We start from the raw sequence: 24,320 nt of genomic DNA on the forward strand, positions 1-24,320 counted from the left end.
GGCGCGAATGCGCCGGCTCGGCCGCCATCACCAGGGCGGTGATGCCGGCCAACAGCATGGTGAGCAGGAAGATCTCGGCGGTGGGCAGGCTCCATTTCAGGACGAGTACGCCGAGCAGAGCCGTTACCCCGAGCCCGGCGGCGACACTCGCCTGCACCAGGAACAGCGGAAGGTCCCGTCGCGCGAGGAAGGCCAGGATGAACCCGAGCACCTGACACCCGATGCCGAGCAGGTACGTGCGCTGCCCGGCCAGCCGCACGAGCAGCGCCGGGTCGAAGGTGTGATGCACGGTGGTGCGCGCCGCCGCGGCGGATTGCAGCAGGTTAGCCACGCCATAGGCCAAGATCATGGCGGCGAGGAAGAACCAGCCGGAGGACACCACCTGACGCACGATAGACGAGTTCCCCACACCTCCGAGCGGCTAACCCCCAACCTGGCAAACCCTTTTGTCGGTATTTGCCCCCACCCCATGCGTCCTGCGTGATCTTCGGGGGTCAGCGTCGGGGCGAGACAAGCGCCGTAAGGATGGTTTCGTGGAGGAGACCGTTGGTGGCGATCGCCGCGGTCTTGTCACCGGGCGGCCGCCCGGTCAGCTCGGTGATGGTGCCGCCCGCCTCGGTGACGATCGGGATCAGCGCGGCCACGTCCCAGAGTGACAGCTCCGGCTCGATCATGATGTCCAGGGCGCCCTCGGCCAGCAGCATGTACCCGTAGAAGTCGCCGTAGGCCCGGCTCCGCCAGGCGTTGAGCGCGAGATCGACGACCGGCTCGAGGCGACCGGTGTCGGCCCAGCCGGTCAGGCTGGCGTAACAGAAGCTGGCGTCGGCGAGCCGGCCGACCCGGGAGACGTTGATCCGGGTGGCCGCGTGCTGGTGCTTCCCGGCGAACGCCCCGTGCCCGCGCGCCGCCCACCAGCGTCGTCCCAGCGCCGGCGCCGAGACCAGCCCGGCCACCGGGGTGTCCCCCTCGAGCAGCGCGATGAGCGTGCCCCAGATCGGCACCCCGCGCACGTAGTTCTTGGTGCCGTCGATCGGGTCGATCACCCACCGCCGGGTGCCCGGGCCGGCCGCCGCCTCGGTGCGCCCGAACTCCTCCCCGACCACGCCGTCGCGCGGCCGGGCCCGGGCGAGCGTGGCCCGGATGGCCTGCTCGACGGCCGTGTCGGCGTCGGAGACCGGGGTGAGGTCGGGCTTCGACTCCACCCGCAGGTCGAGTGCCCGGAACCGGCTCATCGAGATCGAGTCGGCGGTGTCCGCGAGCAGGTGAGCGAGCGAGAGGTCGTCGGCATATCCGGCCATGGCTGGCACGGTAGCCGGTCAGGCCGGGAGTTCCGTGTCGGGGTGGTCGCGGTGGTCCAGGTCGCCGGCTCGGGAGGCGAGCAGGCGGCGGTAGGAGGCCAGCCGCCGCGGGTCGGCCTTGCCGCCGGCCACCCAGGCGTCCAGCCGGCACTCGAGGTCGTTGCCGGTGTGACCGCAGTTGGGCTGGTCTTCCAGGGTGCCCTCGACCAGGTCGGGGAAGCCGTGCAGCAGGCTCTCGGCGCTCACGTGGGCCAGGCCGAAGCTGCGGATGCCGGGGGTGTCGATGATCCAGCCCGGATCTTTGCGGGACCGGCCCACCGGTGGCAGCCGCAGGGCCACCGCGCTGGTCGAGGTGTGCCGCCCCTTGCCGATCGCGGAGACCACGCCGACCGCGCGCAAAGCGTCCGGGACCAGGCGGTTGACCAGCGTGGACTTGCCGACCCCGGAGTGGCCGACCATCACCGAGATCTGCCCGGCCAGGCGCTGGCGCAGCTCGGCCAGGTCGCTGTCGGGCTGGATCAGCACGTGCGGCAGGTCGAGCTCGGCGTAGTAGTCGAGAACCTCGGCCGGCCCGGCCAGGTCGGCCTTGGTCAGGCACAGCAGCGGCTCGATGCCGGCGTCGTAGGCCGCCACCAGGCAGCGGTCGATGAAGCCGGTGCGCGGCGTCGGGTCGGCCAGCGCGCTGACGATCACCAGCTGGTCGGCGTTGGCCACCACCACCCGTTCCAGCCGGCCCTCGGGGGTGGTGTCGTCGTCGTCCGCGGTGCGGCGCAGCACCGACGTGCGCTCGCTGATCCGGACGATGCGGGCCAGCGCGCCGGGCGCCCCCGTCACGTCACCGACCAGCGCCACCCGGTCGCCGACCACCACCGACTTGCGGCCCAGCTCGCGGGCCCGCATCGCGGTGATGATCGGGTCGTCGAGCGAGCCGTCCTCCCGGAAGCAGCCGTATCGGCCGCGGTCGACGGTGATGACCAGCGCGTCGACCGCGTCGTCGTGCTTCGGCCGGGTGCGGGTGCGCGGGCGCGACGATCGGCCCGGCCGGATCCGGACGTCGTCCTCGTCGTACTCCCGCTTGCGTCCTGGCAGGTCTAGCTCCTCGCCACGAGTCCCGCCCAGAGTTCGGGGAACTCGGGCAACGTCTTCGACGTACACGCTACGTCGGTCAGGTTTACCCCTGGCACGGCGAGTCCGATAACCGCCGCGGCGTGCGCCATCCGGTGGTCGGCGTAGGTCTCGAAAGAGGTCGCCCGCAGCGGCTGCGGCTCGATGCGCAGGCCGTCGGGGAACTCGGTGATCCCGGCGCCGGCCTTGCTCAGTTCGGCGGCGAGCGCGGCGATGCGGTCGGTCTCGTGGCCGCGGATGTGCGCCACCCCGCGCAGCTCGCTCGGGCCCTCGGCGAGCGCGGCCAGCGCCGAGATCACCGGGGTCAGCTCGCTCACCTCGGACAGGTCGGCGGTGATGCCGCGCAGCGTGCCGGTGCCGCGCACGGTCAGGCCCTCGGGGCCCTGGGACACCTCGGCCCCCAGCGAGGTGAGCAGCTCGGCCAGCCGGCCGACCGGTTGCCAGCTCTCGGCCGGCCAGCCGGCCAGCGTCACGGCTCCGCCGGTGACCATGGCGGCCGCGAAGAAGGGCGCGGCACCGGAGAGGTCGGGCTCGATCACCCAGGTGCGCCCGGTCAGCGGACCCGGCTCGACGGTCCACACGTCGGGCACCGACTCGTCGACCGCGGCCCCGGCGGCGCGCAGCATGTGCGTGGTCATCCGCAGGTGTGGCGCGGACGGCACCGGTGGACCCTCGTGCCGCAGCACCAGGCCCTTGGTGAAGCGCGGCGCGGACAGCAGCAGCCCGGAGACGAACTGGCTGGACGCCGAGGCGTCGATCACCGCCTCGCCGCCCTCGACCAGGCCGGCGCCGTGCACGGTGAGCGGCAGGCCGCCGGTCGCGGACGCGTCGATCGACACGCCGAGCGAGCGCAGGGCCTCGATGATCGGGCGCAGCGGCCGGTTGCGGGCGTGCGGGTCGCCGTCGAACTCGACCACGCCCTCGGCCAGCGCGGCGGCCGGCGGCAGGAACCGCATGATCGTGCCGGCCAGGCCGACGTCGACCCGGGCGGGACCACGCAGCGGGCCGGGCTCGACCGGCCACCGCTCGGCGTCGGTGGTGTCGATCGCGACGCCGAGCGCGCGCAGCCCGGCCGCCATCAGCTCGGTGTCACGCGCGCGCAGCGGCCGCTCGATCACCGACGGGCCGTCGGACAGGGCGGACAGGATCAGCGCACGAGCGGTCATCGACTTGGAGCCGGGGAGCCGCACAACCGTGCTGACCGGGGCCGACGCGGTCGGGGCGAGCCAGGGGCGAGGTTCAGCAGTCACGGTGGCCATTGTGCCGTCGCGGTACGACACTTTCGCGGCGTATTCCCGCCCCCCGGGATCGTGTCGGAAGGCGTACCGTACCGACTCATGTGCGGGCGGTACGCGACGACGCGGAGCGAGGCCGACCTCAGCGACCTCTTCGACGCCGCCGACGTCACCGAGGGACTGGGGCCGAGCTGGAACGTCGCGCCCACCGATCCGGTCCCGCTGGTGCGCATCTCGGCGAGCCACGACGGCAAGCGAGTGCTCGACACCGCGCGCTGGGGTCTGCTGCCGCCGTGGGCCGCCGACCAGCGCGGTGGCGCGAAAATGATCAATGCCCGCTCCGAGACGGTGGCCACCTCCCCGGCCTTCGCACCGTCGTTCGCCCGCCGCCGGTGCCTGGTCCCGGCCGACGGGTGGTTCGAGTGGGTTCGCACCGGCAAGGAGCGCCAGGCGTTCTACATGACCCCGGCCGACGGCTCGGCGCTCGCGCTGGCCGGCATCTGGTCGCCGTGGGGCCCGGAGAAAATGCTCACCTGCAGCGTGCTGACCACCGCCGCGCGTGGCGGCCTGGCCCGGGTGCACGACCGGATGCCGCTGATCCTGCCGCCCGAGCGCTGGTCCGACTGGCTGGCCGGCGGCGGCGAGGCCGACGCGCTGCTACAGCCGATGACCGAGCGTGAACTCGCTGCGATCACGGTCCGTCCGGTGGGCCCCGCGGTCGGCAATGTGCGCAACAACGGACCCGAACTGGTGCAGCCCGTCGCGGAGGCAACGCTCTTCTGAATTCTTCATGATCAACAACGGGCTTTGTCGAGATATGTGCGCATTTTCAAAGGCGAACTTTGTTTCGAGATAGATAAGCCCCTTGTTCTGATCTTCTACCGTGCGATAGAAACCAGCGCCGGAGTGGTGCCGGTTCGCACGGTGCGGACAGGCCACCACATGCTGTACCGGTCCCACGGGGGAGGTGGGCTGATGACACGGGCTCGTATGCCGCGTCCGCACGAAGTGGCTATCGCTCGACGCGATCCACGACTGCTCGAGGCGATCGAGGAACGCCGCACCGATGAGGCTTGGCGCACTAGAGGTGCCTGCCGGAGCGTCGATCCAGAAACCTTTTTTCCGGCTCCGAACGAGCCGTCCGAGAGTGCCATATCGCTCTGCGGGACGTGCACGGTGCAGGGGCCCTGTCTGGCCTGGGCTCTACAGGTCGGCGACTGTCACGGGGTCTGGGGCGGCACCACGCCGCGCGAGCGCCGCGCGATGCTCGTCGCCTGGCGAGAACGCGTTCGTCCGGACGGCACCGCCGTCGAGGACGACGCCGATGAAGAGGATCGCCGGCTGCTCACGTTAATCCCGTTGAGTCGCTGATCCGTTGGTCGGCACTGCTGCTTTCATAGGGCGGTGACCAGCACCGAAATCGACACGCCGCGCGGGCCGGCCGGGATTCGCATCATCGAACCGGCCGGCTCGCCCGTCAGTCTGCTCTTTCTCGGCCACGGGGCCGGCGGTGGCGTCGACGCGCCCGACCTGATCGCGGTGCGCGACGTGGCCTCGGCGGCGGGCGTCCGGGTGGTGCTCGTCACCCAGCCCTATCGTGTCGCCGGTCGCCGGGCGCCCGCGCCGGCCGGGCAACTGGACGAGGCATGGACGGCGGTGATCGAGCACTACCGCGTACCCACCCTGCCGTTGATCTTTGGCGGGCGGTCCAGCGGAGCGCGAGTCGCCTGCCGCACCGCTTCCACGCTCGGCGCCGCGGGGGTTCTCGCCCTGGCGTTTCCGCTGCATCCGCCGGGTAAGCCGGACAAGAGCCGGGCCGGCGAGCTGCCCGTCGACGTGCCCACCCTGGTCCTGAACGGTGACCGCGACCCGTTCGGCGTGCCCACCCCGACCGCCTCCGTCGAGGTAGCCGTGCGCCCCGGCGCAACCCACGACCTCCGCAAGGACGTGACCGGCACCGCCACCCTCGCCCTCACTTGGCTCCGCCAACACGGCTGGGCTTCTTGAGGAATGCCGGGCCGGGACAAACGGTTGTAAGACCCGCGAGCTTGTCCGGCGAGAGGGGTTTGAGCAGGTGCGAGCCGAAGTCAGGTACAAGGACCGCGAGGTCGACCGGGTGCAGAAGCTGTTGTCCGCCCCGGAATGGCCCGCGACGGAAACCACGCCATTGGTGAGTGTCAGCACACCGGCGGTTTTCTCAGCGTCTACTGGGGCACTACCCGTATCCTCGGCACGGCAGTCGAGGGGAGAGCTGAGGGTGGCCCAGACAGAGCGTACGGAGGAGCGCCGCGCGCGCTTCGAGCGGGACGCGTTGCCTTTCGTGGACCAGCTATACGCAGCCGGCCTGCGGATGACGCGCAATCCGGCCGACGCGGAAGACCTGGTGCAGGAGACGTTCTTGAAGGCGTTCTCTGCGTTTCACCAGTTCGAGGAGGGCACCAACCTCAAGGCGTGGCTGTACCGCATCCTGACGAACACCTACATCAACTCCTACCGGCGCAAGCAGCGTCAGCCCGTCCAGGCTCCGACCGAGGAGATCACGGACTGGCAGCTGGCGTCATCGGAGTCGCACACGTCGGTGGGTCTGCGGTCGGCCGAGACCGAGGCGCTGGACCGCCTGCCGGACAGCGACATCAAGGACGCGCTCCAGCAGTTGCCGGAGGATTTCCGGCTTGCCGTCTATCTTGCCGACGTCGAGGGTTTCTCCTACAAGGAGATCGCCGACATCATGGGTACCCCGATCGGCACGGTCATGTCCCGGCTGCACCGCGGCCGTCGCAATTTGCGTAAGCTCCTCGAGCAATACGCCGCCGACCGGGGCATCACCCGGACAGCATCGGAACCGCAGGAGGCGTGAGGCGAGATGAGCGGCGTGAACGGCGAGGAACTCGAGCCTGATTGCGGCTTCGTCCTCAACGAGGTTTATCTCTACCTCGACCTGGAGTGCAGCGAGGACCGGCGAACGCTGATCCAGAAGCACCTGGACGACTGCACGCGATGCCTGCGCGAGTACGGCATCGAGCACGAGGTGAAGGCCCTGGTGGCCCGTTGCTGCGGCGACGAGACGGCTCCGCGAGAGTTGCGCGAGCGGTTGCGAATCAAGCTGGACCAGCTGGAAGTGCAGGTAGAGACCAGGGAGTACCTTCCCTGACAGACGACGAAGGCCCGGCGTGATCGCCGGGCCTTTCGTATTTGCTCAGCTGTTTGGGCGCTTGCCGTGGTTGGCGGCGCTCTTCTTGCGGGCCTTCTTCTTGCGCGACTTCTTAGCCATGGTGAACTCCTGTTCGTTGCATGTTTCCCGGCCCGATCGTAGTCGGCGTGCCGAGCCGGGCCGGACTCGGCCGGACTGAGATCCGTGATTTGATGGCCTGAACGAACGTTCGACGAGGAGGGTTCCGATGGCGGACGAGATCCGGGCCGAGATGGTGGCCAACGTGTGGAAAGTCGTGGCGTCCGCCGGGGACACCGTCGCCGAGGGCGACACCCTCGTGATTCTCGAGTCGATGAAGATGGAGATCCCGGTGCTCGCCGAGTCCGAGGGCACGGTCAACGAGCTGGCCGTGCACGAGGGCGACGTGGTGCAGGAGGGTGACCTGATCGCGGTCATCGGCTAGCGGTTTACTGCCGCCGCCAGCGCAGCAGCAGACGGTTGCGGCCGCGGCCGCGCTGCCGGGGCACCGACGCGCTCCGGATCATGCTCGCGGCCGTCGCCCGCATGGCCGGGTCGAGATCGGGTGTGGCCAGGGCCAGTTCGGCCACCGAGCGCGCCCCGGGACGGCCGGCCACCTCGGTGAGCCGGCCGGCGACGATCGCGGCCACGTCGGCGCGGGCCTCGGGGTCGATCCAGGCCGAGACGATCAGCGCGAACAGCGCGGCCTCGGTGACCCGGTCGAGCCCGCCGTCGATCAGGTCGAGCAGGATCTTGCGGCGTGCCGAGTCGAGCCAGGGATCCTCGGCGCCGTGGTGCAGCAGACCCAGGCAGGCCCAGATCTCGGCGGCGGCCACGTCGGCCGGCGGGTGCGCGAGCACGGCCAGCAGGTCGAACGGCTGGACCAGGATCAGCGGGATCGCCGCGTCGTACGCCGCCGGGGGATGGGCCCAGGACAGCGACGCGACCTGCCGCAGCCGGTGCACGGCGTCGGCGGACGGCTCCTCGGCGGCCCGGGCCAGGCCGCGGGGCAGCGGGGCGGCGGCCGGCGTGCCACTGAGCCAGGACACCTCGCGGCAGCAGTCGGCCAGATCGGTGTGCTCGTGCGACTCGTCGGGGTGGTCGCGGATGAAGTCGGCGAGCCGCACCAGGTGGGCGAGGTCGCCGTCGGCCCGGTGCCGAAGCCGGTGCGCGGTGTGCACGGCGCAGTCGTAGTCGGGATCGCGCTCGAGGGCGCGGTCGACCCAGTTGAGAGCGTCCTCGAGGCGGCCGTTGTCGGCGAGGGTGCCGGCGATGTCCGCGTACACCGAGAGGTCGTCGGGGTCGTGCGTGACGGCCCGGCGCAGCGCGGCCAGGGCCTCGGGCACCTTGCCGGCGCTGCGGTAGGCGTAACCGAGCCAGATCTCGGCGAGCTTGGAGGGCCGGGCCCGGGCGCCGCGGGCCGCCCACTCGACGGCCAGCGCGGTCTCCCCGATCCGGCGGGCCAGGGCCGACCCGGCGCCGAGCAGCATGGCGTGCTCGGGGTTGGCCCGCACGGCGTGCTTGGCGACGTCCAGGTAGGGCCGCAGCGTGGTGCGGGTGCGGGTCGGGGCGGGATCGCCCACGGCGGTGCACAGCCGCATGAGAAGTTGGACGAGCAGGCCCGGATCGATGCGCACGCCGAGCGCCGGGTCGCCGACCCAGGGCACGCCGGCCCAGTCGGAGCCGGGCGCGCGCCCGCTGGCCGCGGCGAGCAGGGGCAGGGCCTCGTCCGGGTGGCCGGCCGCGGCGAGCAGGTGCGCGCGGGCGGCGAGCCCGCCGGCCGAGACGTGCGGGGCGAGCGGAAACAGCGTGAGACCGCCGCCGGGCAGCGCGGCGAGGCGGCCGAGCAGCTCATGCGCCTCGGGGAGGGTGGGCGCGTGATTGAGCGCACCGGCCAGGTGGTCAGCGGCCTGCTGTGGCTCGTCCCGTGCCAAAGCGGATCTTGCCTGCTCAAGAGCGCGGTGTGCATCCACGAACGAGAACAGTAGGGGAAGAGGGGCCTGAATGTCAGTCCCAGTTCTTGCGCATTAGTGCTCGAAACGTTGACGATGTAAGCGACTTCTTGCAAGACTGCGCAGCAACTGCGCGGAGAAGCGCTCACCATGGGAGGAAAACGTGACGCAGCGGGGCCAGGGCATGGCAGCGGACATCGCGGAACAACCGGGCGGATTCGCGCGCCTGCTCGATGGCGAGCACGCGGCCGCGATCGCCGAAGTGGCCGCCGAGGTGGCCCGCCGAAAGCCACGGAACGTGATGTTCGTGGCCCGCGGTACCTCCGACCACGCCGCGCTCTACGGGGCGTACCTCACCGAGATCCGGCTCGGCCTGCCGGTCGCCAGCGCCTCACCGAGCGCGATCACCCTCTACGGCGCGCGGCCCGACTTCCGCGGCACCCTGGTCGTCGGGGTCAGCCAGAGCGGCGGCTCGCCCGACCTCACCGGCGTGCTGAGCGCGGCCCGGGAGAACGGCGGGCTCACCCTCGCCGTCACCAACAACCCCGAGTCGCCGCTCGCCCAGGCCGCCGAGCTCTCCATCGACGTGGCCGCCGGGCACGAACGGGCGGTCGCCGCCACCAAGACCTACACCGCCGAGCTGCTGGCGCTGCTGCTGCTCATCGAGGGCGTGCGGGCCGGCGACGGGCGACTGCCGGACGACGAGCGGGCGGCCCTGGACAAGCTGCCCCAGCTGGCCGAGGACGCGCTGGCCGACCCGGCCGCCGACGACCTGGCCCAGCGCTACCGGTTCGCCTCCCGGATGGTCACCACCGCGCGGGGTTACGCCTACCCCACCGCCCGGGAGGCCGCCCTGAAGCTGATGGAGACGTCCTACCTGCCGGCCCTCGCGTTCTCCGGGGCCGACCTGCTGCACGGCCCGCTCGCGATGACCGACCCGGACGTGCCGGTGCTGGCCGTGGTCGGCGACGGACCGGGCGGCCGGTCGATGCGGGACGTGGTCAACCGGCTCGCCGAGCGCCGCGCCGACGTGGTCACCATCGGGGCCAGCGACGTCGAGGGCGCGTCCGGCCGACTGGCCGTGCCTCCGGTCGCCGACGAGCGGTACAGCACGCTGCTCGACATCCTGCCGCTGCAGAAGCTGGCGCTGGCGCTGGCGCTGGCCCGGGGCGAGGATCCCGACGCGCCACGCGGGCTCAAGAAGGTCACCACAACCCTCTAGAAACATGACCGTGGCAGTCTTGGGGTTGTGTCCACGCTCCGTGATCTGGCCGAGGAGCACACCCGCCTCGGCCCCGCCGACATCGACCACCTGCACCGGCTCGCCGGGGACTGGCAGCTGCTGAGCGACCTGTCGTTCGCTGACCTGCTGTTGTGGGTGCCGGTCCGGAGTGATCCGGGCCGGCCGCGCGAGTTTCTCTGCGTGGCCCAGGTGCGGCCGACCACAGCCCCCACGGCATATCAGGACGACCAGGTCGGCAAGATCGTCGGCGGTCCGGAGGTGGCACACCTCGACATCGCCTTCACCCAGGAGCGCATCTGGCGGGAGGGCGACCCGGTCTGGTACGGCGATACCCCCGCCCGGCACGAGGCCATCCCGGTGCGCCTGCGGGACGAGACCGACCGCGAGGAAGGCTGGAGCGAGGTCATCGCGGTGATCGGCCGGGACACCAACCTGTCCACCGCCCGCACCCCCAGCCAGCTCGAGCTCAACTACCTGACCACCGCCGACGACCTGGCCCAGATGGTGGCCGACGGGACGTTCCCGCCGCCTCGGCACCCGGGCGAGACCACCTCGGCGCCGCGGGTCGGCGACGGGCTGATCCGGCTCGACGCGAGTGGCAAGGTCACCTACGCGAGCCCGAACGCCCAGTCCGCCTTCCGCCGCCTCGGGTTCAACGCGCACCTGGTCGGCGAGGAGCTCTCCGGCCTGACCAGCCGGCTCGCCGCCGACCCGCTGGAGGGCAACGACGCCGCCGAGCGCATCCTGGCCTCGCTGCGCGGCGAGTTCCCGCCCCGGCAGGAGGTGGAGGCGCGCGGTGCCACCGTGCTCACCCGGGCGCTGCCGCTGCTGCCGGCCGGGGTGCCGATCGGCGCGCTGGTGCTGGTCCGCGACGTCACCGAGGTGCGCCGCCGGGACCGCGCCCTGATGACCAAGGACGCCACCATCCGGGAGATCCACCACCGGGTGAAGAACAACCTGCAGACGGTGGCCGCGCTGCTGCGCCTGCAGGCCCGCCGGGTCGATTCGCCGGAGGGCAAGGTCGCGCTCCAGGAATCGGTGCGCCGGGTCGCCTCGATCGCGCTGGTCCACGAGACGCTCTCGATGTCCAGCGACGAGGCGGTCGAGTTCGACGGCATCGTCGACCGGGTGGCCACCGCCGCGACCGAGGTCGCGGCCACCGACTTCACCGTCAAGATGCGCCGCGAGGGCACCTTCGGGGTGTTGCCGGCCGAGATCGCGACCTCGCTGGTCATCGTGGTCAACGAGCTGCTGATCAACGCGGTCGAGCACGGTTTCCCGGCGTCGGAGCACGATGTGCCGCTGGACGCCGAGCGGGTCGAGGTCGGCGAGGTGGTCGTCTCGGCGCACCGGTTCCGTAAGCAGCTGCACGTGACGGTGGCCGACAATGGTCAGGGCCTGCCGGAGGGCTTCCGGGCCGAGTCGAGCGGCAACCTGGGCCTGCAGATCGTCCGCGCCCTGGCCACCGGTGAGCTGCGCGGCAGCATCGAGTTGCGCAACCGGGCCGGCGGTGGCACCGAGGCCGTTCTGGTGGTCCCGCTCGGAAAGAGATGAAAGTCTAAGTAGATGTTCTTAACTATTGACTAAGGTCTACTTAAAGCTCTAACTTCGTGGCTCACGCTTGCCGATACGGGGCCGGTTGGGCGTCGATGCCTTGCGCTCGAAATCCCTAGCTGGACCCTGTCGCGGTCATGGTCCACGGGGGAGCAGTAAGTGTCGATGACGCATGTCCGGATTGCGATGGGATCCGCGTTAGCGGTCCTCGCAACATCTATAACGGCGGTAGGATTTAGCACCGCCGCCCAGGCCGCTTGTACGGCCGAGGCCGAGCCCGCACGCGAGACCGAGGCCCTGGCGCAGCGGCTCGCGGAGCTCTGCGGCAAGCCGGTCGAGGTGCTCTCCGAGGCCGACGAGACCACCAAGGTGCTCGCGCTGCCGAACGGCAACTTCTCGCTCGAGTCCTATGTCGAGCCGCAGCGGGTCGAGCGCGACTCGCGCTGGGTCCCGCTCGATCTCAACCTGCAGGCCGGCTCCGACGGGCGGCTGCGGCCCCGGGTCGCGGCCGACGTCTCGTTCTCGGCCGGCGGTTCCGGCCCCCTCGCCGTCTATCGCGAGGGCGGCGCCGACTTCTCGCTGACCTGGCCCGACGCTCTGCCGGCCGGGGTGGTCGACGGCGACGCGGTCACCTACCCCGAGGTCTACCCGGGCGCCGACCTGGTGGTGCGCGCGGTCGCCGGTGGCTTCTCGCACGTACTTGTGGTGAAGACCCCGGAAGCGGCCGAGAACCCGAAGGTGCGCGCCACGGCGTACGGCATCGGTGGTTCCGCCACGGTGACCGAGACCAACGGTGAGGTTGTCCTCAAGGGCCCGCGCGGCGTTATCGCCGGCGCGCCCCGCGCCGCGGCCTGGGACTCCACCCGCACCAAGCCCGACCCGGCCGGCACGCTGCGCAAGCTTGCCTCCGAGACGGCGGTGGCCGACCCCTCCACCGTCGAGGCCCCGGGCGGGCTCGCCCGGCAGGCCGAGGTCGACGTCGAGGTGACCGGCAAGCGGCTGACCGTGCGACCGGACGCCGCCCTGCTGGACGGCGCGGCGCGGTTCCCGGTCTACATCGACCCGACGTACTCGAAGTACTACCAGAAGTGGATCCCGGTCAACGACTCCCGCCCGGACACCAGGTGGACCTCCGGGAACGCCTGGCCGCGCGAGGTCATCCGGATCGGGTCGAACTTCGACAACTACGGCGACATCTGGCGCGCGCACACGCAGTTCGACGTCACCTCGCTCCGCGGCAAGCGGATCATCAAGACGCCGAGCGTCGAGGTCTACCTGACCCACACCGCATGGTGCGCGGGTGAGTCGCTGCAGCTGTGGCAGACCAACGCGATCGACGGCAACACGCCCACCTGGACCGGGATGAAGGGCAAGTGGCTGCACGGCGCCGCGCTGCAGACCAAGACGGTCAAGGCGAACAGCGGGTGCAGCGGGCAGAAGCCGTCCTGGGCCAAGTTCAACGCGGCCGCGGTGAAGACCCGGGTGCAGGTGGCCGCGGACGGGAACGCCAGCACGATCACCTTCGGCCTGAAGATGAAGACCGAGAGCGGTGGCCACTGGGCCAAGGCCGAGCGCGGCAAGGTCAAGCTGGCCGTGGAGTACCAGTCGAAGCCGACCTCACCGGTGGCGGTCCGTTCGTCGCCCGGCGGCAACTGCAACAAGACGTCGCCCGGCCCGTGGATCAACGACAGCACCCCGGCGCTGTACGGCAAGGCCGCCGACGCCGACAACTCCGTGAAGATCGTCTTCGACGTGAACGGCCCGACCACCCCGGCCGACCACACCTCGGGCGCGGTCGGCTCCAACGCCGAGGCCGGCTGGACTACCGGTGCGCTGGCCGACGGCGCCTACAACTGGAAGGTCTACGGCACCGACGGGACCGACAAGACCGGGTGGAGTGCCACCTGCTACTTCCGGCAGGACCACACCCCGCCTTCCGCACCGGTGATCACCCGGACCTCGGGCACTCCGGTGCTCGGGCAGCCGGTGACGCTGAGCTTCGCCTCCACCGACGCCGGTTCGGGCGTGCTGCGCTTCGAGTACGGCATCGGCGTGGACGCGAAGCAGACGCTGCTCACCGCCGCGTCCGGGAAGGCGAGTCTGACCTTCACCCCGGACACCGGGCGCACCCAGGTCTACGTGTGGGCCCGGGACAACGCGGCCAACTACTCGGCCCGCGCGATCTACAACGTCTTCACCGGGCGGGTCACGCCGGTGGTGCCGATGGGCGTCTACCGGATGACGTACGACCTGCGGGACGACTCCGGCACGAGTGACTCCGACGGCAACGAGGACCCGTTCGCCAACGAGAAGGACCTCACGCTGGCCGGTTCCGGTACGACGTACGGCACCGACCGGCTCGGTAAGGGTGGCGCGGCGCTCTACCTCAACGGCAGCGGCTGCGCCGGGACCCCGTCGGTGCTGCGCAGCGATGCCCCGTACACCGTCTCGGCCTGGGTGAAGCTGACCGACAAGGCCGCCGACCGCGGGGTGGTGACCCTGACCGGCACCAACATGCAGGCGCTGGCCCTGTACTACGAGAAGGCCAAGGACCGCTGGAACCTCGGCATCTCCTCGGCCGACGTCGCCGCCCCGACCTGGAACTCGGTGCTCAGCCCGGCGGCCCCGGCGGTGAACACCTGGGAGCACCTGGCAGTCACCGTCGACCCGGTCGGCAAGCTGCTGCGGCTCTACGTCAACGGCAAGATGGTCGCCGAGACCGCGATCACCGTGACCACCTGGCACGCCGGCTACAAGACGCTGATCGGCTGCAGCGGAACGTCCACGGTGGCCAATGCCAAGCCGATGATCGGCGCGATCGACCAGGTCGGCCTCTGGAGCGGCCTGCTCAGCGAGGCGCAGATCCAGGCGGCCGCCAATGAGCTGCCGGCCGGCATCGCCGGTGCCTGGGCACTGCGCGGCACCGGCGCCGACCGGGCCGAGCACGGCTACGAACTGACCGTCCCGGAGCCGGTGGTCCCGACCACCCCGCCGACGCCCGAGCCCACCGAGGAGCCGGAGGAGCCGGAGCCGACGGACGAACCGACGGACGAGCCCACGCCGGACCCGACCGACACCGGTAACCCGGAGGAGCCGGAGCCGACCGGCACGCCCGAGGTGCCGGACGAGTCCGAGGAGCCGACCGAGGACCCCACCGAGGAGCCGACCCCGGAGCCCACCACCCCGCCGGCACCGCCGATGGAGTGGACCGCCGACCAGTACGCCCGGCCCGACTCGGCCTGGTACGTCAGCGGTGACCGCTGCGCGACCAGCCCGCGTTCGGTGGTCCGCAGCGACGAGTCGTTCTCGGTCTCGGCCTGGGCCCGGCTCGACGACGCCAGCGCGTTGAACCAGACCATCGTGGCCACCGACGCCACCCGGATCAGCGGCTTCTACCTGCAGGCCCGGGCCAACGGCCAGGGCGTGCCGTTCTGGTCGCTGACGATGAAGGCGTCCGACATCGAGACGTCGACGTCCGAGTGGGCGGGCGGCACGACCGACGCGTTCGCCGCCACCGTCGGCAAGTGGACCCACCTGGTCGGCGTCTACAACGCCACGGCCAAGTCGATGACCCTGTACGTGAACGGCGCGAAGATCACCACGGTGACCCGGGCCGCCGCTCCCTGGAACGCGTCCGGCCTGCTCACCATCGGCTGCGCCAAGTACGCCGGGGTCACCCAGGACTACTTCCGCGGCGCGATCTCCGACGTGAAGGTGTGGCGCGGCGCGCTCTCCGAGGCCGAGGCGACCGCCGTCAAGCAGGCCAACAACCCGGTCAAGCTGGAGGGCCAGTGGCCGCTGGAGGGTCCGCGCTCGGACTCGCCGACCAACCTGAACGACACCTCCGGTAACGCCCGGGACCTCACGGTGGCCGGCGCCTACACCTGGGAGCAGGACCGGGCCGCCAGCCGTAACGGCGCTCTGGGCCTGGCCCTGGCGGTGGGTTCGTGCGCCGAGACGAGCAGTGCGGCGGTTCGCACCGACGGCTCGTTCTCGGTGGCGGCCTGGGTCGCGGTCGACGAGCTGACCGGCACCCGGACCGTGGTGTCCCAGTCCGGCGGGGTCCGGCAGGGCTTCCGGATGGAGTACTTCGCCGACGCCGGCCGCTGGCGGGTCGTCATGCCGAGTGCGGACACCGCTGCGGCGTCGCTGGTCGAGGTGCGGTCGCAGGCCGCACCGGTGGCCGGCACCTGGACCCACCTGGCGGCCGTCTTCGATCTGCCGGCCAAGAAGCTGCGCTTCTACGTGGACGGCGATCTGCAGGGTGAGGTCTCGGTGAGCACCGCGCCGTGGCACGCCGCGGGTCCCCTCACGGTCGGCTGCACCGGCACGACCGCGGGCGCCCGATCCAACTACCTCGGCGGCGTCGTCGACGACGTCCGGGTGTGGACCTCCACGGTCGACGCCGACCTCTTCGGCACCTTCGCGCACGCCTGATCCGGGAGAACTCGATGAAACGCAAGGGCTTTGCCCTGGGTGCGGCGGCGCTGATGCTGACGTCGTTCCTGACCTATCACTGGGTGGCCGAGGAGTTGAACGGCGAACGGGACTCGCAGTCCGTCGCCGCCAAGGACTTCGGCACCGTCAAGATCGTTGATGCGCCGCTGCCTGCGGACGGCGGCGCCTGGAAAGGATCGGCCAAGGGCCGCTGGCCCTCGGCCGGCTCCGCCGAGATCACCCTGACCGGCGGGGCCGTCTCGGCCCGCGCCGGGTCGATCCCGGTCACGGTCCGACCGATCAAAAGCAAAAAGGCACCGTCCCGGGTACGGGTATCGACGCTGCCCGAGGAGCAGTCCACCAAGCTCGGCCTCAGCGGCCCGGTCCTCGCCGTCGAGGCGGACAGCGCCGGTGACGTCGAGGCCACCGTCGACTTCGACACCTTCACCGGCCTGTACGGCGGTAACTGGGCGAGCCGGCTGAACCTGGCCCAGCTGCCGGCCTGCGCGGCGACCACACCGGACAAGCCGGAGTGCCAGGACCTGACCCCGATCGAGACCGGGCGGAACGGCAACACCCTGTCCACCGCCCTGTCCCTGTCCGCCTCGGCGACGACGATGGTCGCGCTGGCCGCGGACACCGAGTCGGGCGAGGGCGACTACAAGGCCAGTGACCTGCAGGCGTCCGGTTCCTGGACGGTCGGCGACAGTTCCGGCGGCTTCACCTACACCAACGACATCGCGCTGCCGCCCGCACCGGGACCGACACCGCAGATCAGCCTGGGCTACTCGTCGCAGATGGTCGACGGCCGCACCGCCGGCCGCAACAACCAGGCGTCCTGGGCCGGCGACGGCTGGGACTACTCGCCGGGCCTGATCGAGCGTTCCTACGTCGCGTGTGTCGACGACCGGGACAAGGCCGACGACAAGGACCCGAACAACAAGGACAAGAAGACCGCTCCCGACCAGTGCTGGAAGGAGAAGTCGCCGAACATCACCGTCTCGCTCGGCGGCACCAGCACCACCCTGGTCAAGGACGACGACACCGGCGCCTGGCGGCCGGCTCAGGACGCCAACTGGAAGGTCGAGTACAAGGGCTCGGTCGCGACCAAGAGCGACGCCACCTCCGAGTACTGGATCATCACGACGCCGGACGGCACCCGGCACTGGTTCGCCGGTGAGGTCGGCACCTCCAGCTCGCGGTTGACCGTGCCGGTGTTCGGCAACCACGAGGGCGAGACCTGTCACGCCGACGCGTACAAGGACTCCTCCTGCAACCAGGCCTGGCGTTGGTTGCTGGACAAGGAAGTCGACGTCCACGGCAACATGACCCGGTACTACTACAAGAAGGAGACCGGGCACTACGGCGCGGCCGGCGACAAGGCCAACCGGGTCTCGTTCGACCGGGGCGGCAACCTCGAGCGGATCGACTACGGCCTCAACACCGCGTTCCCGGACGTCGCGGCCACCGCCCGGGTGGTCTTCAGCACCGCCGACCGGTGCACCACCGAGTGCTACAAGGACGACAAGCCGGTCAAGGCGAACTGGCCGGACGCGCCGTGGGACAAGGAGTGCCTGGCCGAGCCGTGTACCGACAAGCTCGCTCCGGTCTTCTTCTCGATCAAGCGGCTCACCAAGATCACCACGCAGGTCCGCAGCGGCAGCACCTTCAACCCGGTCGAGTCGTGGACCCTGGACCAGGAGTTCAAGGAGCCGAAGTCGGCCACCTCGGCCTCGCTCTGGCTCAAGTCGATCACCCACGCCGGCCACGTCGGCGGCACGGTCACCGATCCGCCGGTGGTCTTCACCGGTATCGAGATGACCAACCAGGTGAACGCGATCGCCGGTGCCCAGCTGTACTCCCGCTGGCGGATCGACAACATCCGCACCGAGTCGGGCGCCGACATCCACGTCACGTACTCCGACCCGGACTGCGACGCCGGTGACCTGCCGGCGGTGGAGAGCAACACGCGGCTCTGCTACCCGGTCTACTGGACGCCGGACGGTTACTTCGACCCGACTCGGGACTGGTTCCGCAAGTACGTCGTCCGGGAGGTCACCCAGAGCGACCGCACCGCCGACCAGCCGCCGATCCTCACCCGCTACGCGTACTCCAACGAGGGCAGCAACGGCAACGTGCTGTGGGGCTGGGACGACAGCGAGTTCACCAAGAAGAAGCACCGCACGTACGGCCAGTGGCGGGGCTACTCCCAGGTCATCACCCGGGTCGGGCAGACCGACACCGGCAAGGTGCTGACCACTCGCAAGCGCTTCTACCGGGGTCTCGACGACCAGCCGCTGCCGGACGACAAGACCCGCAGCGTGCAGGTCACCGACGCGGCCGGAAACAGCTACAACGACCATCCGGCGCTGGCCGGCTCCCCGTTCGAGGAGGCGCACCTCGACGGCAGCACCGTCGTCGACGCGCAGGCCACGGCGTACTGGGTCAAGCAGACCGCGACCCGCAGCCGCACCGGCGGCAGCGACAAGGCGTACCGGGTCGCGCCGTCTGTGCAGAAGAGCCGCAAGCTGCTCGCGGCGGGCGTCTGGCAGCAGACCGAGACGCGTTCGGAGTACGACGGTGAAGGCAACGTCACCGAGATCTCCGAGCGCGGCGCGGACGAATCCTGCACCCGGTTCAGCTACGTGGCCAACGACGACCCCTGGCTGCGCGGCCTGGTGTCCCGCGAGGAGAAGGTCGCCAAGGCCTGCTCCGAGTCGGTCTCCCGGCCGGCCGACGTCATCTCCGACACCAAGACCTTCTACGACAAGTCGGAGACGTTCGGCACCGCGCCCGCCAAGGGCCTGACCACCCGGGTCGACACGCTCAACGCCTGGACCGGCGGGGCGGCCGCGTACACCACCACCGGCCGGACCGGGTTCGACGCGCTCGGCCGCAAGACCAGCGAGACCGACGAACTGGGCAAGGTGACCACCACCGCCTACACCCCGGCCGGTCCCGGGCCGGTGACCCAGACGACGACGGTCAACCCGCTCGGCCACAAGGTGATCACCGATCAGGACCCGGCCTGGGCCGAGCCCACGTCCATCCTGGACGCCAACAGCAAGCGCACCGACCTGGAGCGGGACGGCCTCGGCCGGCTCACCAAGGTGTGGCTGCCGGGCCGGGCCAAGGCCAGCGCCACCCCGAACATGGAGTTCGGGTACCTGATTCGCAACAACGGCCCGCTCGCGGTCACCACCAAGCGCCTCGGGCCGAACGGGAACTACGTCACCGAGATCGGTCTGTTCGACTCGCTGTACCGGACGGTGCAGACGCAGGAGGACGCGCAGAAGACCACCGACGGCAAGGACGCCCGGATCATCACCGGCACCGGGTACAACGACCGGGGCCAGGTCGAGGTCGAGTCGGGTGACGTCTACGCGTTCGGCAAGCCGGCCACCAACCGGGTGGAGGTCACGCCGGGCGAGGACCGCAACCGGACCGTCAACTCCTACGACAGCCTGGGGCAGGTCACCGAGAAGGCGCTCTGGTCGTACAACGTCCGCAAGTGGGCGACCACCACGGCGTACGGCGGCAGCTCGGCCGGGTGGCAGACCGCGGTGACCCCGCCGGCCGGGGGCACCCCGACCGTCGAGATCGAGAACGCCGACGGCGACGTCATCGAGAAGCGCGAGTTCCAGGGCATCGTCCCGGCCGGCGACTTCGACGCGACCAAGTACACCTACACCCCGCGCGGTGACCTGGCCACGGTCAACAAGGACGGGTTCACCTGGAAGTACGAGTACGACCTGCGTGGCCGTGAGGTCAAGACGACCGACCCGGACAAGGGCGCCACGACGGTCGAGTACAACAACGCCGACGACGTGGTGAAGTCGACCGACGCCAAGGGCGACATCGTCGCCACCACCTACGACGACCTGGGCCGGCAGAAGGAACGCTTCTTCAACGGCACCAAGTCGGCCACCTGGACGTACGACACCGTGGCCAAGGGTCACCCGACCAAGTCGACGTCGATCGTCAACGGCTACTCCTTCAGCCGCGAGGTCTACGAGTACAACGACTCGTACCAGGTCGTCGACGAGGAGTCGGTCATCCCGTCGATGCCCGGGCTGACCGCCCTGGCCGGCACCTACGTCACCACGCACACCTACACGGTGAACGGCCTGCAGTGGCGCAGCAGCCTGCCGAAGGTCGGCCCGATGGAGCGGGAGATCCTCACCCGCACCTACGACGACCTGGGCAACGTGGTCAAGCTGGCGGGGACCTCGTCGCCGTCCGGCGCGGTCCGCACCTACGTCGACCGGAGCACCTACTCGCCGTACGGCGAGGTGCTGAACCGCTGGCTCGGCACGCCGGTCGGGGACAAGCCGCAGGCCTACCAGAACTACGTCTACGACGACGCCACCCGGCGTCTGCAGGAGTTCTACTTCGACCGGGACGGCACCGTCCCGAACGTCGCGGCCCTGAAGTACACGTACGACGCCGCCGGCAACGTGCTCTCGATGGCGAACCGGCCGATCGACGAGGACAACAACGCCCGGGCCGGCGAGGAGGACGTGCAGTGCTTCTCCTACGACTACCTTCGCCGGTTGACGCAGGCCTGGTCGCAGGTGAACACCGCGTGCGGGACCCCGGCGGCGAGCGGTAAGGCGCCGTACTGGAAGTCCTGGACCTTCGACAAGCAGGGCTCGCGGACCTCGGCGACCGACCGGGTCACCGGCAAGACCTCCAACTACACCTACGACGGCTCCTCGCACGAGCTGAAGAACGTCACCACCGACGGGCAGGTCGACACCTACGGCTACAACGTCCGGGGCGACCTGGAAACTCGCACGATCGGCAACCGGACCGAGACGTACACCTGGAGTGCCCACGACAAGCTGACCAAGATCAGCGGGCCGGACGGCGACACCACCATGGTGTACGACGTCGACGGCAACCGGATCGCCCGGATCGACCCGGGCAGCGCGGCCAGCATCTTCATCTACGGCCACGAGTACACGACCACGCCGACCGCGGGCACCACCGCGACCCGCTACTACGAGCACGGCGGCGACACGGTCGCCTCCCGCACCGACAGCACCAGCAAAAAGGGCGACATCATCTGGCTGGGGGCGGACCAGCAGGATTCGGCCGCCTGGGCGATCAACTCGGTCACCCGAGTGTCCACGGTCAAGTACAACGACCCGTACGGCAACTCGCGCGGCACCACCGAGCAGTGGCCGTCCGGGCAGCGTGACTTCGTCGGCGGGGTCAAGGATCCGACCGGGCTGATCCTGCTCGGCGCGCGGTTCTACGACCCGAGGACGGGTGCGTTCATCTCGGTCGACCCCGAGGTGGACGAGTACGACCCGCAACGCCTGCATCCGTACGCCTACGCCAACAACAACCCGGCCACCTTCTCCGACCCGGACGGGCTGTTCTGGGGTGCGCTCAAGAACGGCATCCAGAAGGCGGCCAGCTCGGTCGCCAGTGCGGCGGTCAGTGCGACCAAGGCCGTGGTCAACAACGCCGGCACGATCGCCAACGTCGCGGGCACCATCGCCACGGTCGCGGCCTTCCTGCCACCACCGGCCCAGATCGTCGCGGCGGCGGCGGGCGCGGTAGCCGCGGTCGCCGGGGCCATCGACACCATCAAGGGCTGCGTGGGCGGCGACAACCTCGGTTGCGCGGTCGGCGTGGCCGGGATGATCCCCGGTGTCCGGCAGGCGAAGAACGCGGTCCGCGGCATCAGCGCGGCCAAGGGCGCGATCAAGGGCGGCCTGAAGAAGGGTGCGGACTTCTTCAAACGGAAGAGCCGCGCCGAGATGGAAGCCGCCGCCGAGAAGACCCGGGACGACTACATCGAGGGCAAGGGCCAGAACTGGGCGAGCACCTACACCGGTGCCTACAACCCGAAGACCGGGGAGACCGCGGCCGGGCACTCCGGCCGGGGCACCGGCGGCTGTGCCGAGCAGTGCGCCCAGAACAAGCTCGGGCTGAAGGACAAGCAGGTCCGCTTCACCCGGGCGAAGGGTTGGTTCGGGCGGGGCAAGGACAAGGTGATGAAGGAGCGCGGCATCTGCACCAGTTGCCAGAAGCGCTATTCACCTCGCCAGTTCCCGCGCGGCGTCGACTACTACCCGGGCGGCCGCTGGAGCACCAACCCGTGGTATCGCTTCATGTACCTGTTCCGTAAGTACATGTTCTAGAGACCGGCGTGGCCGGATCGGACAACTGACCAGGAGGTAGTCAAGTGCTGGGAAAGTGGCGGCGGAACAAGGCGGCCGAGTCCGATCCGGCTTCTCTGGAAGCGGTGCTGCCCGGGGTGGGCGCGGTTCCATGGGCGCAGTTGCGCAGCGGGTTGCGCAAGCCGGCACCCGACCTGCCGGGCCTGCTGGCCACGCTCGCCTCGGCCCCGGACGGCAGTGATCTCACCGTCGTCGAAGCCGACCTGGTCGAACGGCTCATCCCGGATGGCCTGTTGTTCCAGGTAACGCCGTTCACGATCCCATTCCTGGCGCGCATCGCGCAGGACTCGGAACATCGGGAGGCGTCGCTTGTCGCTCAGACGCTCCTGGAACGCATCGCGTACGGCGATCCGGAGGCGGACGAACTGGCCGCCGGCCACGACGACCTGCATCGGGACGTCGGTAGAGGGCTCACCGAGCTGGTCGAGTTCCTCTACCGGCTGGCCGCCTCGCCGGAGCCGGACGACCGGGCCGAGGCAGTGACCATTCTGGCCCCGGTGGACGGCCGGTCGGAGCGCTTCCGGCGGCTGCTCGCCGAGGCCGGTGGTCCTGGCGAGGACGAGGTGGTGACCGCGGCGGTCCGGGACGCCCAGGAATACCTGGCCGACGTCGCTAGCGGCGACCGGCCCGGACTGCCGGTCGACTAGGCAAGCTCTCCCGGACGAACAGGGTGATGGTGAAGCCACTCACCCGCCAGAAGACGAGTTGGTCGTACTCCTTGAGTACGGCCTTCTCGCCGTAGGTGAGCTGGTTGGTGGCGGTCGCCCGGTAGACCGGGTCGAGGTTGTCGGCCGCCATCACCCAGATCCGCTTGGTGTCGCCGAGGCACTTCACCGCGTCTTTGCACTCGGTGGCCCACAGCGACGCGTTCGAGACCTCGGAGGAGGTCAGCATCAGGTCGCGCGGCGCCCGGTCCCGTAGGTAATAGGCCAACCCGAGGTCGGTGGCCTGCCAGCCGTCGCGCGGCGCGTAGATGATGCCGTCGCCCGGCGCCTGGTTCTCCAGGATCACCTCGGCGGCCGACTCGAAGTCGAACGACGAATGGGCCCGGCGCATCGCCTGCTGGGCGGGCAGGCCGATGGCGCCGAGCGCCAAAACCGCTACCAGGGCCACCGGCAGGCGGAGAAGGCTCAGCCCGGCGCCGGCCAGGGCACACAGCAGGGGTACGGCGAACATCAGATAGCGGGACACGAAGATCGGCGCGACCAGTTGGTCGTACGCGTAAAGCAGGCCGACCGGCAGCAACGCCGCCGCCCAGAGCACCGCGGCCGGGGTTGCCTTTCCGCGTTTGAGCGCGAGAATCGCCAGCCCGGGCACCGCCCCGCCGAGGATCGGCGCCACGAACAGCGACCCGGCCACGTCCGCCAGGGCCCTCGGCATCGCCTTGTCCAGCCAGTTCAGCTGGCTGGACTGCTGGCCCAGCCCGTTGCGGGTCAGCGGCAGCATCGCGCCCACCCCGGCAGCGACCGCGAGCACCCACCACAGCGCCCGCCACCGCCCGCTCCGCCACACCGCGACCAGCACCATCACCAGATGTCCGGCCAGCACCATCAGGCTGAGCAGGTGGGACAGGCCGGCCAGGGCCACGCACAGGGCGTACCCGGTCCAGGTCCACCAGCGCGACCGGTCGAGTGCGATCGCCAGCAGCAGGGTGGCCAGCGCCACGAAGAGGGTGGCGAACGCGTACCCGCGAATCTCCTGGCCATAGCGCGACACCGCCGGCATGACCGCGAAGAGCAGGCCACCGAGCAGCCCGGCCGCGTTGCCCCACCAGCGCCGGGCGAGCAGCGCCACCACGGCCGCGGTCGCCGTCATCGCGATGATCGACGGCACCCGCATGGCGACCGCCGAGTCCCCGTACCAGCCGATCCAGTAGTGCAGGAACAGGTAGTACGGCACCAGGACGCCATCGATGTGCCGGCCGGTCGCGATGATCTGGTCGACGTTGCGGCTGGCGATGCTCCAGCTGGCGATCTCGTCCCGCCACGGGCCCGGCCGGGCGGCCTGGTAGCTCACCGCGAAACCGGCCGCGACGGCGGGCAGCACCCAGCACAACTGGGTGCGCAACCAAGCCGGAAGGAATCTCACGAGGGGACAGGGTTCCAGGTGTGAT

17 protein-coding genes and 1 pseudogene are annotated in these 24,320 nt (G+C 70.4%); 11 read left to right on the forward strand and 7 right to left on the reverse strand.

Annotation, left to right across the window (positions count from 1 at the left end):
• From Ate02nite_RS36690 to aroA, 4 genes and pseudogenes are all read right to left on the reverse strand, one after another.
• Nucleotides 1–349, reverse strand: a pseudogene (locus Ate02nite_RS36690) (hypothetical protein); the annotation flags it as partial.
• A gap of 145 nt (nucleotides 350–494) precedes the next feature.
• Nucleotides 495–1,298 carry a histidinol-phosphatase gene (hisN, locus tag Ate02nite_RS36695; RefSeq protein ID WP_203812512.1) on the reverse strand — a complete coding sequence of 268 codons (804 nt, stop codon included), beginning with the start codon at nucleotides 1,296–1,298 and terminating at the stop codon, nucleotides 495–497.
• Nucleotides 1,299–1,316: 18 nt separating this feature from the next.
• Nucleotides 1,317–2,387 (reverse strand): ribosome small subunit-dependent GTPase A, encoded by a 1,071-nt coding sequence (gene rsgA / locus Ate02nite_RS36700; RefSeq protein ID WP_203812605.1) that lies wholly within the window; start codon nucleotides 2,385–2,387, stop codon nucleotides 1,317–1,319.
• 2 nt (nucleotides 2,388–2,389) lie between these two features.
• Nucleotides 2,390–3,682: a 3-phosphoshikimate 1-carboxyvinyltransferase gene (aroA, locus tag Ate02nite_RS36705; protein ID WP_203812513.1), complete on the reverse strand. Its 1,293-nt coding sequence runs from the start codon at nucleotides 3,680–3,682 to the stop codon at nucleotides 2,390–2,392.
• A 78-nt stretch (nucleotides 3,683–3,760) separates the two neighbouring features.
• Here aroA and Ate02nite_RS36710 point away from each other — a divergent pair, with 78 nt between their 5' ends.
• The 5 genes from Ate02nite_RS36710 to rsrA all read left to right on the forward strand — a co-directional run bounded on the left by Ate02nite_RS36710 (nucleotide 3,761) and on the right by rsrA (nucleotide 6,809).
• Complete coding sequence (locus Ate02nite_RS36710; protein ID WP_203812514.1) at nucleotides 3,761–4,441, forward strand: SOS response-associated peptidase; 681 nt, start codon at nucleotides 3,761–3,763, stop codon at nucleotides 4,439–4,441.
• Nucleotides 4,442–4,633: 192 nt separating this feature from the next.
• Nucleotides 4,634–5,029, forward strand: a complete 396-nt coding sequence (locus tag Ate02nite_RS36715; protein ID WP_203812515.1) for a WhiB family transcriptional regulator — start codon at nucleotides 4,634–4,636, stop codon at nucleotides 5,027–5,029.
• A 33-nt stretch (nucleotides 5,030–5,062) separates the two neighbouring features.
• Nucleotides 5,063–5,665, forward strand: coding sequence for an alpha/beta hydrolase family protein (locus Ate02nite_RS36720; protein WP_203812516.1), 603 nt, complete (start codon nucleotides 5,063–5,065; stop codon nucleotides 5,663–5,665).
• A 67-nt stretch (nucleotides 5,666–5,732) separates the two neighbouring features.
• Nucleotides 5,733–6,515 carry a sigma-70 family RNA polymerase sigma factor gene (locus tag Ate02nite_RS36725; protein WP_203812517.1) on the forward strand — a complete coding sequence of 261 codons (783 nt, stop codon included), beginning with the start codon at nucleotides 5,733–5,735 and terminating at the stop codon, nucleotides 6,513–6,515.
• Nucleotides 6,516–6,521: 6 nt separating this feature from the next.
• Entirely contained in the window at nucleotides 6,522–6,809 is a 288-nt protein-coding gene (gene rsrA / locus Ate02nite_RS36730) for a mycothiol system anti-sigma-R factor (protein ID WP_203812518.1), read from the forward strand.
• A 45-nt stretch (nucleotides 6,810–6,854) separates the two neighbouring features.
• Here the strand turns inward: rsrA and Ate02nite_RS50060 are convergent, their stop codons facing one another.
• Nucleotides 6,855–6,929: a 50S ribosomal protein bL37 gene (locus tag Ate02nite_RS50060; RefSeq protein ID WP_369814844.1), complete on the reverse strand. Its 75-nt coding sequence runs from the start codon at nucleotides 6,927–6,929 to the stop codon at nucleotides 6,855–6,857.
• A 127-nt stretch (nucleotides 6,930–7,056) separates the two neighbouring features.
• On the opposite strand from Ate02nite_RS50060, the gene Ate02nite_RS36735 reads away from it, so the two are divergent.
• The gene (locus Ate02nite_RS36735) at nucleotides 7,057–7,272 is read left to right on the forward strand and encodes a biotin/lipoyl-binding carrier protein (RefSeq protein WP_203812519.1); all 216 of its coding nucleotides are present in this window, start codon (nucleotides 7,057–7,059) and stop codon (nucleotides 7,270–7,272) included.
• A gap of 4 nt (nucleotides 7,273–7,276) precedes the next feature.
• Here Ate02nite_RS36735 and Ate02nite_RS36740 read toward each other — a convergent pair whose 3' ends face one another.
• Entirely contained in the window at nucleotides 7,277–8,800 is a 1,524-nt protein-coding gene (locus tag Ate02nite_RS36740) for a tetratricopeptide repeat protein (RefSeq protein ID WP_438871302.1), read from the reverse strand.
• Nucleotides 8,801–8,963: 163 nt separating this feature from the next.
• Between Ate02nite_RS36740 and Ate02nite_RS36745 the strand changes: the two genes are divergently transcribed.
• The 5 genes from Ate02nite_RS36745 (at nucleotide 8,964) to Ate02nite_RS36765 (ending at nucleotide 22,854) form a co-directional block, all read left to right on the forward strand.
• Complete coding sequence (locus tag Ate02nite_RS36745; protein ID WP_203812606.1) at nucleotides 8,964–10,001, forward strand: SIS domain-containing protein; 1,038 nt, start codon at nucleotides 8,964–8,966, stop codon at nucleotides 9,999–10,001.
• A gap of 27 nt (nucleotides 10,002–10,028) precedes the next feature.
• Nucleotides 10,029–11,576: a PAS domain-containing sensor histidine kinase gene (locus Ate02nite_RS36750; RefSeq protein WP_203812521.1), complete on the forward strand. Its 1,548-nt coding sequence runs from the start codon at nucleotides 10,029–10,031 to the stop codon at nucleotides 11,574–11,576.
• A gap of 165 nt (nucleotides 11,577–11,741) precedes the next feature.
• Nucleotides 11,742–16,013 carry a LamG domain-containing protein gene (locus tag Ate02nite_RS36755; RefSeq protein WP_239147983.1) on the forward strand — a complete coding sequence of 1,424 codons (4,272 nt, stop codon included), beginning with the start codon at nucleotides 11,742–11,744 and terminating at the stop codon, nucleotides 16,011–16,013.
• A 14-nt stretch (nucleotides 16,014–16,027) separates the two neighbouring features.
• Nucleotides 16,028–22,168, forward strand: coding sequence for an RHS repeat-associated core domain-containing protein (locus tag Ate02nite_RS36760; protein ID WP_203812523.1), 6,141 nt, complete (start codon nucleotides 16,028–16,030; stop codon nucleotides 22,166–22,168).
• A 44-nt stretch (nucleotides 22,169–22,212) separates the two neighbouring features.
• A complete protein-coding gene (locus Ate02nite_RS36765; protein ID WP_203812524.1) occupies nucleotides 22,213–22,854 on the forward strand; it encodes a hypothetical protein in 642 nt (213 codons plus the stop codon).
• On the opposite strand, the gene Ate02nite_RS36770 is transcribed toward Ate02nite_RS36765, so the two are convergent.
• Complete coding sequence (locus Ate02nite_RS36770) at nucleotides 22,820–24,295, reverse strand: glycosyltransferase family 39 protein (RefSeq protein ID WP_239147972.1); 1,476 nt, start codon at nucleotides 24,293–24,295, stop codon at nucleotides 22,820–22,822. The two genes, Ate02nite_RS36765 and Ate02nite_RS36770, sit on opposite strands and share 35 nt — an antisense overlap.
• Between the last annotated feature and the right edge of the window lie 25 nt (nucleotides 24,296–24,320).

This window comes from Paractinoplanes tereljensis, from assembly GCF_016862435.1.
Classification (GTDB): Bacteria; Actinomycetota; Actinomycetes; order Mycobacteriales; family Micromonosporaceae; genus Actinoplanes; species Actinoplanes tereljensis.

What these genes read in the sequence shown, in the direction of transcription:
- aroA (WP_203812513.1), bottom strand. Translation starts at nt 3,682, where the DNA reads ATGGCCACCGTGACTGCTGAACCTCGCCCCTGGCTCGCCCCGACCGCG.
- Ate02nite_RS36760 (WP_203812523.1), top strand. Translation starts at nt 16,028, where the DNA reads ATGAAACGCAAGGGCTTTGCCCTGGGTGCGGCGGCGCTGATGCTGACG.
- Ate02nite_RS36755 (WP_239147983.1), top strand. Translation starts at nt 11,742, where the DNA reads ATGACGCATGTCCGGATTGCGATGGGATCCGCGTTAGCGGTCCTCGCA.
- Ate02nite_RS36715 (WP_203812515.1), top strand. Translation starts at nt 4,634, where the DNA reads ATGACACGGGCTCGTATGCCGCGTCCGCACGAAGTGGCTATCGCTCGA.
- Ate02nite_RS36710 (WP_203812514.1), top strand. Translation starts at nt 3,761, where the DNA reads ATGTGCGGGCGGTACGCGACGACGCGGAGCGAGGCCGACCTCAGCGAC.
- Ate02nite_RS36735 (WP_203812519.1), top strand. Translation starts at nt 7,057, where the DNA reads ATGGCGGACGAGATCCGGGCCGAGATGGTGGCCAACGTGTGGAAAGTC.
- hisN (WP_203812512.1), bottom strand. Translation starts at nt 1,298, where the DNA reads ATGGCCGGATATGCCGACGACCTCTCGCTCGCTCACCTGCTCGCGGAC.
- Ate02nite_RS36745 (WP_203812606.1), top strand. Translation starts at nt 8,964, where the DNA reads ATGGCAGCGGACATCGCGGAACAACCGGGCGGATTCGCGCGCCTGCTC.
- rsrA (WP_203812518.1), top strand. Translation starts at nt 6,522, where the DNA reads ATGAGCGGCGTGAACGGCGAGGAACTCGAGCCTGATTGCGGCTTCGTC.